We start from the raw sequence: 12,384 nt of genomic DNA, 5'->3' as shown, positions 1-12,384 counted from the left end.
AGACCTACTTTTTTATGAATATGTTTGCGATAGAACTTTTATTGATCGCAATTCTTCAATTTTTGTTGCTTCAGCATTAGACGTAATATCAACTTGTTGCCCTACAAGTTTTTCAACTAACTCATCAAAGGAGCTGTATTCCAAAATATCTAGATCCAATGCTGATTTGAAACCGTAATGATTGGGCGTTCCTTTTTCGATACAAACAGCCCCATAACCGTTCTTGATATAGGGCCTTACTGTACTCGCGCCCCCTCTGCGTTGGAGCAATATGTGAGAGCATGACATTACTAGAGAAGTATAAGCTATGGGGTTAATAGCCGTGACATAACTAACATCAAAAGCTTGGCGTTTAACGTTTCTTAGCCAGATCAAATATAAGTCCGTGAGAGCTCTCTGCCAACGAGACTTTTTGTGCCACATGATTAGTAATTTGAAGTCTTTTGCTTTTTTGTTTTTTCCAAGAGCTTGCAAGAACTTTCTAATTTCAGAACAAGAAAATGCCTTTTGCTTCGTTCCGACTAAGATACGCTTTTCATTACGCGCCCACCCTTGGCAACTCATCTCTGCCTGAGCCAAATAATGAGCTGAATCACGTGGCAACGTTTCAAAAATCACACTTGCATCTATGAAGCCAACATCTCGATTTAGCAGGCGATCAAGCTTAGGCTTAAACGTTTTTTCATGGCCAATAAAACGATCTATTTGAGTCAAGCAAAACAAGTCATCTTCTGCTATATGAAGCTTGAGGTCAGGTTGAATGTCTCCCTTATTCTTATAACAAATTTCCCAGCGATCGACCTCGTCATCAGTTAAAAAGACACACATTTTATCTTTCATGCCAGCATCTAACTGAAGAACCTTTTTCATATAGGGTGAGTTAAATCGGTTCAGAGACATAAACGTTACTGTTTGAGCAGTTATTGCCTGGCTTAACAACTCTTCAGAAGCATCTAAATACGTAACTTTTGATACGGGTATTTGTGACTCTTTCCCTTTACCATCGACTTCAAAAACAAGTGCTACAATGGTTTCAGGTAAAACCCCTGCTTTTTTGATTAAAGCTTCTGCATAAAGGTAAAAAAAGAAGTCAGCACCAGAAATGATGAATATGTGTTTGTTTTCGAACATTGCTAGCTCTTTATAAAATAAGAAAACACGGTCTCAATGACTTGTCGTTGCTCTTGCTCAGTCATTGAGTAATAAAGCGGCAATCTTACCAGTCTTTCACTTTCAGATGTCGTGTAGTTGTCACTCCCGTGAAAATGGCCAAATTTTTCCCCTGCAGGAGAAGAGTGGAGAGGGACGTAGTGAAAAACAGCCATCACATCATTCGCTTTGAGATACTCAATGAAACGTTCTCTCTCTTCTAAAGAGCTTAACTTTAGATAAAACATATGGGCATTGTGCGCACATTGTTCAGGAACTAATGGAAGAGATACGTCGCCTTGACTACATAATGCATTGAAAGAATTGTAATATCCCTTCCAAATCTCTAGGCGCTTGTGATTAATATCCTCTGCACTTTCTAGTTGGGCCCACAAATAAGCAGCTTGGATCTCACTTGGAAGCATGCTGCTTCCTAAATCGACCCAAGTGTACTTATCCACAGCACCTCTAAAAAACTGACTACGGTTTGTGCCTTTTTCTCTTAGTATTTCAGCTCTTTTGATAAATCGATCATCATTTATCAAAAGTAATCCACCTTCCCCACCGCTAGTGTAATTTTTAGTTTCATGAAAACTAAAAGCTGCTAAATGACCAATAGAACCCAAAGGGCGGCCTTTGTAGGTTGACATCATTCCTTGAGCGGCATCTTCGATTACAAACAAGCCATACTTTTCTGCAATAGACATGATTGCATCCATTTCGCAAGCAACACCAGCATAATGGACAGGAACGATCGCCTTAGTCTTTTCTGTTATAGCCGACTCAATTAGCTTTTCGTCAATGTTCATTGTGTCAGGTCGAATATCAACAAAGACGACCTTTGCCCCACGCAATACAAAAGCATTTGCAGTACTGACAAAGGTATAGCTAGGCATGATTACCTCATCCCCTTCACTCAAATCTAAAAGCAATGCAGCCATTTCTAATGCATGAGTGCAAGAAGGGGTTAGGAGCGTCTTCAGACTCGAACTTTTTTCGGCAAACCACTGCTCACATTTTTTCGCAAAATACCCGTCTCCTGACAGCTTTTGACCAAGAATCGCTTCTTGAATGTAATGAATTTCTTTTCCAGACACTGCCGGTTTATTAAACGGAATCATGCTAATTTACTCATAAAACATTTCATACTAGAAAGCGCTAATCACATACCGGACCAATAACGTTAAACTCATGATTTAAAATAAGCACTTAATTGTCTAACCTTTGCCTTCATATCGAGAACCAGATAAAACTTACTCATACCCTTTCTCCAAATACAAGACTATTTCAAAAAGAGTTTGTCCCACTTATGATAACATCAACACCATGCTAGCGTTATAGGTAATCATTATGACAAGTTACTTCTCTGTAAGTGCCAGAGAGTGGGACTCTTTTTTCTTTAAACGTAATATCTGTGACGTAAACTGGTCACAGGCACCGTTACCATCCAATACCCATTTTGAGCTCATTACAACTAAAGTACCTTGTACTGATGCAGAGAAGTTATCGTCATTAAACAAGCACGGCTTTTCATATTGTGAAGGTGAACTGGTTTTTACTAAGAAAGTATCCAAATCAACAAAAGAATACACAGAAGTGGCAACAACAGCACATATGGAGGGACTACTGGCATTGATTCCTAACCTCTATCAACACAGTCGCTTCAAGGCCCCGTGGTTTTCACCACAAGAAAGGGATTATTTTTATCAAGAGTGGCTACAAAAAGCCATTATTGGTGCATTTGATGATGTCTGCTTAATCATTAATCAAGATAACTTAATTAAAGGCTTTATCACTTTAAAAGTGCGCCAACAAGAAGCGGTTATTGGGCTTCTTGGAGTAAACCCTCTATTCTCTCGAAAAGGGGTCGCTCGCATGCTCTTAGATAGTGCTGAATGGTATGCACATTCACGCGGAGCAGCAAATATCAATGTTGCTACGCAATCTAGTAATATCCCTGCAATGAACCTATATCTAAAAAGCGGTTATTCTATAAGCAGCTCTCATGTATGGTTGTATAAAAGCTAACCTCTAATTTCAACTTATAGCTGCTCAGTCAAAGATCACATGAGATATGTCTAAAACAATAACTTTACCTAATGATATGAACGTACAAACATATGCAAACTAAACACAATTTTTCTTCCGTTATACAAAAATTTGAGCATCTAACGTTTTTTCTATTCAGTTTAAGTATTTTTATATCTAAGGCAGGCTTGAATATAGCGCTTGTGCTCGCTCTGATACTGATGATAGTGAAAACTTTAACTCAGCCAGAATTTAAAGCCTTCCTCACGACGAATAAGGTAGCAAGACTATCTTTAATTTGCTTTGTGGTTGGTCTTATCGCGGGTTTACTGTCTCCCTCCCACTTAAAAGGCATGGGAAATTTCTTCAATAAAGCGGGATTTTTGCTCATATTCCCTCTCTTCATATCCTACTTTTCAAATGCCAAAAACAGACGCTACGCAATTATTGCAATGCTAGCGGGGTTTGCTATCGCTCTGCTTTATAGCCTTTCTTTATTTTTGTCATTTGATCACTGGAGAGGACAAAGAGTTGCAAGTTTTTGGACCGTAGGGCGATGGGCTGAGCTACTGATCTATATGTCCTTACTTTGTGTGGTTTGGCTGACTAAGCGTAAGAACAACACTTGGGAGTATCTCGCTCTGCTGGCTACGCTAATTGCCGCTGTATTCTGTATCGCTATTAATGGCTCTAGAGCTGCGTTTCTTGCTCTTGGCCTTATTCTGCCAGTTTATTTTCTATTCAATAAAAAGAAGGTCATTTTACCCGCCATTCTATTTGGCTTCATCGCAACCGTAGCCGTTTATTTCGTTGCTCCAAGTGTTGTAAAGCAAGCAGAGACTCGAATTGTTAGTATTACTGATACTGAGAAAAACATGTCCAATACCGCCCGTCTTACATCCTGGAAGGAAGGTATTCTCTTTCAACTAAAAACTATTGAGGAAGAACCTATAACTTACATGACCGGTTATGGTGTAAATGGTTTTGATCAACAACTCAAACAGTTTTTAATCGATAAAGGCATTTTCCAACACCTGATGGAATCGACAGACAATCAGTTTTCCTACAACGATCATCACAACGGACTACTTAACATCATTAGTACCAGTGGAATCGTATACTCGGCAATATTTGTTTATTTGCTAGTTGTTATTTTCAAAAGCCTTCCTGGTGACGATTGTTGGCTAGTTTTCTGTAGATATTTGATGATGACTTTTTTACTCGTCAGCGTTTTCTATACGAACTTTATGGATTTCCAAACAATAGGAGTCTTTTTTATGCTCGCAATAGGGCTTGGCATCCAAGTCGAGCAAAGAGCATCGGAAGATAATGGAATACAATAGAACATAAAAAAACGGCAGTATTTAACTGCCGTTTTTTACTATTTTCGATAGCGACTTATTTGCTCTAATGCCGCCTGAACATTATCAAAATCCATTTCACCTTCTTTTGGTCGATTTGACTTATCAAGGTACTGATACTGCCCTCCACCACCAACTTCAACAATGCTGCTGTCAGTGATGATTGCATAGCCGCTATAGTTGGATGATAGCACCCAGTCACGCTTAATCCGCTCACCTAGTAAGTCCTCACCTACAGAGTAATCTTTACTATCGTTAGTCACTCCCAAGTAGTGTTTCATAAGTGTTGGCACAACATCTTGGTGACTCGTCAAATCACTGCTCTGCCATTTCAAGTTGTCCTTGCTGATACCTGGACCGAACATAGCAAACGGTACATTCACTTGTGCGTTAGTAAAGTTACCGTTGTGTCCCCAGAAATTAAGCTTGTTATCGTTCATTTCCTGCCCATGGTCACCCGTAATGATGACTACTGTGTTCTCCAAATCACCACTCGACTGCAGTTTATCCAACACTTTCTTCGCCATGCTATCTACATAGTGAACACTTGTTTTGTAACGATTAAAGAAAGGCTCAGGATCACTGTCGTTGTTGAGCTTCAGATAGTTAACTTCCTTGAGCATCGGCTCATACTTATGGGCATAATCTTTTGGAAAGTCATAACCATGCGGGGCATCATAAAACAAAAAAGAGAATGCTGGCTTAGACTTATCTCGAGCGTCATACCAGTTAAGCCAATCTTTTGTTAAGTCTGCGTCTAACTCTGATGGGGTATCCCCAACGGAGCTCATGCGAAGATTATCTATATTGGTAAACACTGTTTGGTTAAATTCTGGCTTTCTAAGCTGAGCTGCAGTGAATATCCCAATGTCGTAACCCATTGCTTGCAAACGGTCCATAAAAACTGGACTTTGCTGGTTAGCAAGGAAGCCATGCCAATACGTACCTGGGATACCATAGAACAAACCAAAAATACCTGTTCTAGTTGCGTTGCCAGTGGCGATATGATTATGGAAAGTCACACCTTGTTCCGCATATTTCCACATATTTGGTGTATTTTCTGCATTGAATGTATCCGCGCGCCAAGAGTCGACAACCAAAAACATAATGTTGACTGGTTTCTCTATAGTTTTAGTTTTGAGTGGAGATAACGGGTAATTCAGATCACTCTTTCGATTCAAAGTTAGGGCTTTTTGACGCTCAATTGCTTGCTCATCAATCCAACCATACTTACGCATCATACTGTTTGAAGTCGCAGGGTAGAATAGCGGCAAATATCTTTTAACTGTCGTAACTGGTTGATAAGCATGGGCAGCAGCCCAAATGTGAATTCCATTAGTCGCAAGCAAGGATAGGAAGGTAAGGAATGCAAACTTACGGCCTAACTTTCTGGTACGAATTTCAGGGCCCTTTTCAAGCCAGCGCAGTACAACAAACTCGATTGCAAACGCAATTGAAACCCCTACTAACACCATGACCCATGTAACAAGTGGAAAGCTGACAATCTGTCCAGATAGCAACAAATCCAAAACCATTGCATTAATGTGGAATCGATATTGAGCAAAAACAATGGTATCGATAAATAGTGTCACGACTCCGATAGTCGCAATCAATGCTTGTACTGATGTTCGAGCTTTTTGAGGTAGCAATAAGGCTGGTAAGGCCAAAATACCAACCACAAGCGCTAATAATGTCATTTGCCCAAATGTGCCAACGACGATAAAGATAGCCCCTAAAGGTTCACTTGGGAACTCGGCCAGAAAAGCAAAGTAGCGGGTAGAGATCAGCATCAACACTAAAGCATTGATTAAGATATACCAGCCGTGAATATGCAACTTTTGCTTAAAAGTCATGAGATGAATATCCTGATTTGGTTTTGTGATTATGGCTGAGCCATAAATTCTTGATACCCAGCCTTAAGCTCGGTGAAGTCTTGTTCTGACCATTGTATTTGACGTTTGTTCTGCTCTTTTCTAAAAGAGCGTAATAGTCGCTCTAAGTTCGCAGACTGCCAGCCATTTCCAACTTGCTTTTTACATTTGTCAAAATCGATGATCCAAACCTTTTCATTGTTATCAATCAGCAAGTTATGAATATTTAGGTCTGTGTGGTTTACCTCTGCTTTATGCATCCGGGCAATTTCTTGACCAACAAGACGATAGACTCTCGTAGGTAATTTGCGTTCAATGAGAATAGAGACAAGATCTTGTGCATTCTCAATACGCTCACTTAGCAAATCGGCAGTATAGAAGCATCCTATTTTTATCACTCTTGCAGCCACTGGTTTAGGAACACTAACCCCAGCATCAATAAGTTGATTAAGCAATTGGAACTCCGCAATGCTTCGAGCACTCTCCCATCCAGAGAACCAATAAGAATCTCGTATGACTTTACCCCACAAGCCGCCTCTGTTGTAGTGACGTAAAGCACCCTGTATTTCAACTAGTTGTAAAAACCAAGTTGTTCCGCGCCCTTTTGCCTTCCCGGTAATTTTCCCTTCGGCCTGCCAATATTCGGAATCAAAGATAGGCAGTGTAGGGTCTGTTATATATCGAGAGTCATACAGCACTACACAATTGTTATCTTGATATCGTTTGATCATTGTCCCCACCAATAGTGACTACCGATAATGTAGAGCCAAGAGCCTCCGGCAAGCATCAACATCACTAAAACTGCTGCTGAACCAATGTCTTTGGCACGACCACTCAACTCGTGATGCTCAACTCCAACTCTATCCACAACCGCTTCAATTGCCGAGTTTAGAAGTTCCACCACGAAAACAAGCACAACCAACGCCATCATGATCACTTTTTCTGTCACACCCACGTCTAACCAACATAACAAGCCAAATGCAAGAGCCATAAGGGCAATCTCTTGCCTAATCGCGGCCTCGTGCTTAAATGCTGCTTTCAATCCTTGAACAGAATAGATGCCAGCTTTAAAGATGCGTTTTAAACCAGTATTTCCTGGTTTACCTTGGTTAGATTCTGTCATAGCCAAATTTACACAATGTCGTTGAACGAAAGTCAGTCATTTTACATTTAACTTAGGTATCTGCATAATTTAGTCAGTTTTTTTTTTAGAGCTCTCCATATGCCTCTCTTTGCACACGAACCAAAATCATTATGTTTTTTACGTCTTTCTGCTATTGGCGATGTGTGTCATGCCGTTGCCGCAATTCAAAACGTACAAAAGCACTGGCCTAACACAAAAATCACTTGGGTTATCGGAAAAATTGAAGCTCAGCTTTTGGAGGGTTTAAACGGTGTTGAATTGGTTGTTTTTGATAAAAAGCAAGGTATTAAAGGCATGCAAAGTGTCTGGCAAACACTAAAAGATCGAAAGTTTGATGCTTTGATACATATGCAGCTCGCCTTACGTGCCAGCATACTCACAACGGGTATCAGAGCACGCTACAAAGTCGGTTTTAATTTCAAGAGAGCGAAAGAAGGGCAGTGGTTATTTACGAATAAAAAGATACCTGACACACAGTCGCAACATGTTCTCGACAGTTTTTATGCCTTTACTGAATATTTAGGCGTTCCCTCTCAAAAACCGACGTGGCAACTCCCGTTAAGCAGAGAGGATCATGCGTTTGCTACTGAACAGTTGACTCACAAAGCAACCGTCGCGATTTGCCCAGCAGCAAGTAAAGATGAACGAAATTGGCTGCCAGAACGCTATGCCCAGTTCGCTGATTTCGTGTACTCTCAAGGATACCAAGTCGTACTTTGTGGCTCACCAGCGCAGCGTGAAGTAGACTTGGCGAATAACATTATTCAGCAAACCAAATCGCCAATCATAAGCTTGGTCGGAAAAACGAGCCTAAAACAATTGACTGCGGTTTTGAGCGCTTGTGAGCTTGTCTTAGCTCCGGATTCAGGGCCAGCACATATAGCAACGACACAAGGAACAAAAGTACTGGGCCTGTATGGTCACAGTAATCCCAAGAGAACGGGACCTTATAATAATATTGACAATGTCGTTAGCGTTTACGAGAAGTTCGCAGAAGAACAGAATAAACAGCCTGTAGAATCCCTGCCTTGGAGTACTCGCGTTAAGGGGGCTAACGTTATGCAAGCCATCTCGCTCAATGACGTAGTTGAGGCATTTAATAAACTAATTAAAGGTGACATCGATGTCAGAAACTAGCACCAGCAAACCAACTTTAGCGGTAGCGTTAATTGTTAAGAATGAAGCCGAAAACTTGGACGCATGCCTAAAAACTGTACATGGATGGGTTGATGAGATCGTCATCTTAGACTCGGGTAGTACGGATAATACAAAAGAAGTTGCAAGCCAATACACAGATAAATTTTACGAAAATACCAACTGGCCAGGATTTGGTCCTCAACGACAATTGGCTCAGAAGTATGTCACCTCAGACTTTGTACTTTGGCTCGATGCAGATGAACGTATAACACCTGAACTACAATCTAGTATTCAGCAAGCTGTAAGCGAAAACCAACCCAATACCCTTTTTTCAATTTGCCGTTTAAGTTGGGTTTTCGGTAGATACATCCGTCATTGCGGCTGGTACCCAGACAGAGTGGTTCGCCTTTACCCGACTCAACTCACTGAATATGATGATTCTCTCGTTCATGAAAAAGTGAAAGTCGATAACTCTATGGACATTAAACCTCTTCAAGGAGATGCACTGCACTATACCTACAACGACTTACACCACTATTTAGTGAAATCTGCAGGCTATGCAAAAGCGTGGGCTGAACAGAGAGAAAAGCGTGGTAAAAAAAGCAGCATCGGAAGTGGAATACTTCATGCTCTAGCCTGCTTCGTTAAGATGTATATTGTTAAAGCGGGCTTTTTAGATGGAAAGCAAGGTCTGTTGCTTTCCATCTTATCGGCACATTCAACATTCGTGAAATATGCCGATCTTTGGATTAGGACAGATACCGAGCAACCCAAGGGTTAAGCGTCTCAAGTGCCGTATCAACATTGATGCGGCTCATATCCGCTTCTAACTCTTCTCCCCCTCCTTTTGGCGGACAAAAAGCGAGATGGCGCCCCTCAGAATTGATTGGCAGCCACCTTAATGGCGTAGAGGAGCGCTTGCTTGGAAAGAAGCCTACCGTTGGTATATCAATAGTTGCAGCAATATGAAGCGGCCCTGTCGAACCTGCAATGAAGAGCCGAGCACATGCAATGGATCGCGTGAAGTCAGTCAAACCATCATTTTTGCTATAAACAACGCCTTTCTTACCTTTGCTCTTTATTAGCTCAAGTAGCTGGAAGGCTTTCTCTTCTTCTCCTGGCCCTGCTGTCACGATCAGTTGAAAGTCGCTCTCAATACCAATGATTAAATCTGAATACTGCTCTAGAGACAGATTATTTGCCGAGCCCCCAGTCCCTGCATGGACCATTATCCATGGCAGAGAAGTATCGATATCTAGCTGCTGAGAAAGTTTACGTTTTTGCTCTTTCAGAATCTCAGCTTCAAAAGTTAAGTATGGAGCCTGAGGTTCTACAATCGTAATGTTTTGCTCATTTAAAAATGCTCGGATTAGATCTAAATTATATTGAAACTCAGGCTTGGCAGACTGTGAACGCCTCTGCTTAATACGATGGTTGTAAAACAACTGAGCAAATTTGGTTGCTGGAGCAAGTCGGTACTTTATACCTGCTCGCCAAACAAGAAGCGCATTATATGTTGTGGAAAACAGATTAATCGACGCATCAAATTTGCCTTTCTTTATGCTTTCCAGAACAGCCCTTCGTTCTGACGGATCACCATTTTTTGTCGGATCTAATAAAACATCATCAATCCAAGGGCATAACTTAGCAAGTTCAATGGTATATTTCGGAACCAAAGCAGTGACGTGACAATCCGGCATTGATTGCTTAAGCATCGCAAAACTAGGCCATGCCAACATAAAATCACCTATTTTGTCATTTCGGATCACTAGTATTTTTTTCATTGCATTTTCACACTTAATTTTTGTCGTCATCAAATCGGCATATTGATAGCATGTAGAAAGTTCAAAGCTTACGAGTATGGCCCATGTCTAAAAAAAACATTTCTAGAGTTGTTTACCCTGGTACTTTTGATCCAATCACAAATGGTCACCTAGACTTAATTGAACGCGCATCCCATATGTTTGACGAAGTCATTATTGCTGTAGCCGCTAGCCCAAGTAAAAATACCATGTTTGCTCTTGAAGAGCGCGTTGCTTTTGCCACAGAAGTGACAAAACACCTTGATAATGTCACGGCTCAAGGCTTTAGTGGCCTAATGGTTGATTTTGTAAAACAAGTCAATGCTAACGTTTTAATCCGAGGCCTGCGTACAACCGTCGACTTTGAATACGAGTTTGGCTTAACCAATATGTACCGCCGTTTACTGCCAGATCTAGAAAGTGTGTTCCTAACACCATCGGAAGAATACGCCTTTATTTCATCGACCATTGTTCGGGAGGTCGCCATACATGGCGGCGACGTCAATGCCTTTGTCCCTGATGTTGTCGCACAGGCATTACACAACAAGCGACAGATTTAAGAGGCTGTCTAACGTAAAAATGATGAGAAAGGCCCTATATAGGGCCTTTTTAATATGCCTGAAGTTGAGAGCGTAAATAGTAGTCCTGGAGTTTATTGTACTCTACCCCCCCCAAACGGTATCTAAGCCTTCAAGTCCTTGTGCTGAAGAATAAAGCGCAGTAGACCATGGGTAAACTAATGCTCCTTCTTTGTTATTAAAAGCACCTATAGAAGTAATTGTGCGTAACTTATTGTAGCCGATATTAGCCGTTGGCTTAGATGACAACATATTCTCCCCACCAAGGCTAACGTATGAGCTATCTGACAAGCTATGGTGATACAGAGTTGGCAAAATGTCTCTATGAGAACCAATTCGCTGCTCGTCATAGACAATGTCAGACTGCTGTTTAATTACATCAGGCACATACAAGTAAAAAGGGACGCCATAGGTTAAGCCATATTCCTCAGATTTATCAGTCGCCAAATAACGCATTCTGTGATCGCCGGATGCTCCAATTAAAGTTTTTACTGCCAAAGGTGAGGTTTTCACTCCTTGTATAAACTCCCCTAGGGCGTTGTTGCTGTATTGGTACGTATGCAACATAGCTTCAGCTTCATCAGAAAGCGGGCCTAACAGATTGCTGATTCTGGCACTCACAGTAATTGGCTTAGCTGCATAATTGTCAGGAACCATAAAAGGAGAATGGTTGGTAACCGTCATTATGTAAACAAAAGTTGGCTTACTCGCTTCATCAAGGATTTTTCTTGCAAACTTAAATGTGTACTCATCTGGAATCCCCCAAGTACTCTGATAACTTTCAGCTTCCGGGAATGCTTTTATGATAGAGTTCTCATCAAAGACTCGATCAAAGCCTTGCTTAGGAAGGTAATTAGCTAAGTTTCGCCACATGCTGTTTCCACCGTAAATAAAAACAACGTCATACCCTGCCGCCTTATATGGCATTACAGCGGAACTTGGCAATGACGTCTTTTGTGCCATAGAGTGGCTCAGTGTTGCAACATTGCTGTGAAACAACATCATGACGATGCTATCTATTGTGGCTGAGGTCCCCGCTAAAAAACGCTTGTATACATAATCTTGCTCAAAATGCGGCCGCAAAGCACCCAGTAGATCATTCTTATGTGGATCATCCTCAATAAGCACGTTATTTCCCATTCCTTCCATTAAAGCCATTACAACATGAGGAGGGTTCTCTGCTAAATAATCGTTTTGAGGAGTCTGATATTGAGGGTTATCTTTCCCCAGTACCTTTATCATCTGCTGCTTAACTACTGCTTCAGGTGATACGGGTTTAAAATTAAACTGTTCAGTATAATCGCTTCTTGCCCA

12 protein-coding genes are annotated in these 12,384 nt (G+C 41.1%); 5 read left to right on the top strand and 7 right to left on the bottom strand.

Going from position 1 to position 12,384, the window contains the following annotated elements; translation table 11 throughout:
• Positions 1-12 precede the first annotated feature (12 nt).
• Entirely contained in the window at positions 13-1,131 is a 1,119-nt protein-coding gene (locus B853_RS00790; protein ID WP_038883460.1) for a hypothetical protein, read from the bottom strand.
• Positions 1,132-1,133: 2 nt separating this feature from the next.
• The gene (rffA, locus tag B853_RS00785; RefSeq protein WP_038883458.1) at positions 1,134-2,270 is read right to left on the bottom strand and encodes a dTDP-4-amino-4,6-dideoxygalactose transaminase; all 1,137 of its coding nucleotides are present in this window, start codon (positions 2,268-2,270) and stop codon (positions 1,134-1,136) included.
• Positions 2,271-2,499: 229 nt separating this feature from the next.
• Between rffA and B853_RS26300 the strand changes: the two genes are divergently transcribed.
• Together B853_RS26300 and B853_RS00775 are read left to right on the top strand one after the other, a co-directional pair.
• The gene (locus B853_RS26300) at positions 2,500-3,177 is read left to right on the top strand and encodes a GNAT family N-acetyltransferase (protein WP_010445110.1); all 678 of its coding nucleotides are present in this window, start codon (positions 2,500-2,502) and stop codon (positions 3,175-3,177) included.
• A gap of 92 nt (positions 3,178-3,269) precedes the next feature.
• The gene (locus B853_RS00775) at positions 3,270-4,520 is read left to right on the top strand and encodes an O-antigen ligase family protein (RefSeq protein WP_038883456.1); all 1,251 of its coding nucleotides are present in this window, start codon (positions 3,270-3,272) and stop codon (positions 4,518-4,520) included.
• 38 nt (positions 4,521-4,558) lie between these two features.
• Here the strand turns inward: B853_RS00775 and B853_RS00770 are convergent, their stop codons facing one another.
• From B853_RS00770 to B853_RS00760, 3 genes are read right to left on the bottom strand one after another with little or no spacing between them, the layout of a single operon-like run.
• Positions 4,559-6,391: a DUF3413 domain-containing protein gene (locus B853_RS00770; protein WP_038883454.1), complete on the bottom strand. Its 1,833-nt coding sequence runs from the start codon at positions 6,389-6,391 to the stop codon at positions 4,559-4,561.
• A 29-nt stretch (positions 6,392-6,420) separates the two neighbouring features.
• On the bottom strand, positions 6,421-7,140 hold the full coding sequence (locus tag B853_RS00765) for a 3-deoxy-D-manno-octulosonic acid kinase (RefSeq protein ID WP_038883451.1): 720 nt from the start codon (positions 7,138-7,140) through the stop codon (positions 6,421-6,423).
• A complete protein-coding gene (locus B853_RS00760) occupies positions 7,137-7,532 on the bottom strand; it encodes a diacylglycerol kinase (protein ID WP_038883449.1) in 396 nt (131 codons plus the stop codon). Before B853_RS00760 ends, B853_RS00765 begins: the two co-directional genes overlap by 4 nt.
• 99 nt (positions 7,533-7,631) lie before the next feature.
• On the opposite strand from B853_RS00760, the gene B853_RS00755 reads away from it, so the two are divergent.
• Positions 7,632-8,690 carry a glycosyltransferase family 9 protein gene (locus B853_RS00755; RefSeq protein ID WP_038883446.1) on the top strand — a complete coding sequence of 353 codons (1,059 nt, stop codon included), beginning with the start codon at positions 7,632-7,634 and terminating at the stop codon, positions 8,688-8,690.
• On the top strand, positions 8,677-9,471 hold the full coding sequence (locus B853_RS00750; protein ID WP_038883444.1) for a glycosyltransferase family 2 protein: 795 nt from the start codon (positions 8,677-8,679) through the stop codon (positions 9,469-9,471). The genes B853_RS00755 and B853_RS00750 overlap by 14 nt, the downstream gene beginning before the upstream one ends.
• Here the strand turns inward: B853_RS00750 and B853_RS00745 are convergent.
• Positions 9,440-10,474, bottom strand: a complete 1,035-nt coding sequence (locus tag B853_RS00745) for a glycosyltransferase family 9 protein (RefSeq protein ID WP_029560900.1) — start codon at positions 10,472-10,474, stop codon at positions 9,440-9,442. The two genes, B853_RS00750 and B853_RS00745, sit on opposite strands and share 32 nt — an antisense overlap.
• Positions 10,475-10,557: 83 nt before the next feature.
• Here B853_RS00745 and coaD point away from each other — a divergent pair, with 83 nt between their 5' ends.
• Complete coding sequence (coaD, locus tag B853_RS00740) at positions 10,558-11,052, top strand: pantetheine-phosphate adenylyltransferase (protein ID WP_010445102.1); 495 nt, start codon at positions 10,558-10,560, stop codon at positions 11,050-11,052.
• A gap of 102 nt (positions 11,053-11,154) precedes the next feature.
• On the opposite strand, the gene B853_RS00735 is transcribed toward coaD, so the two are convergent.
• The coding region (locus B853_RS00735) for an LTA synthase family protein (protein ID WP_249027383.1) at positions 11,155-12,384 on the bottom strand (1,230 nt) is incomplete at its 5' end.

This window comes from Vibrio rotiferianus CAIM 577 = LMG 21460 (assembly GCF_002741985.1).
GTDB lineage: Bacteria > Pseudomonadota > Gammaproteobacteria > Enterobacterales > Vibrionaceae > Vibrio > Vibrio rotiferianus.
Note: the sequence above shows the minus strand (reverse complement) of the source record. Positions and strands in the feature narration are given on the sequence as shown.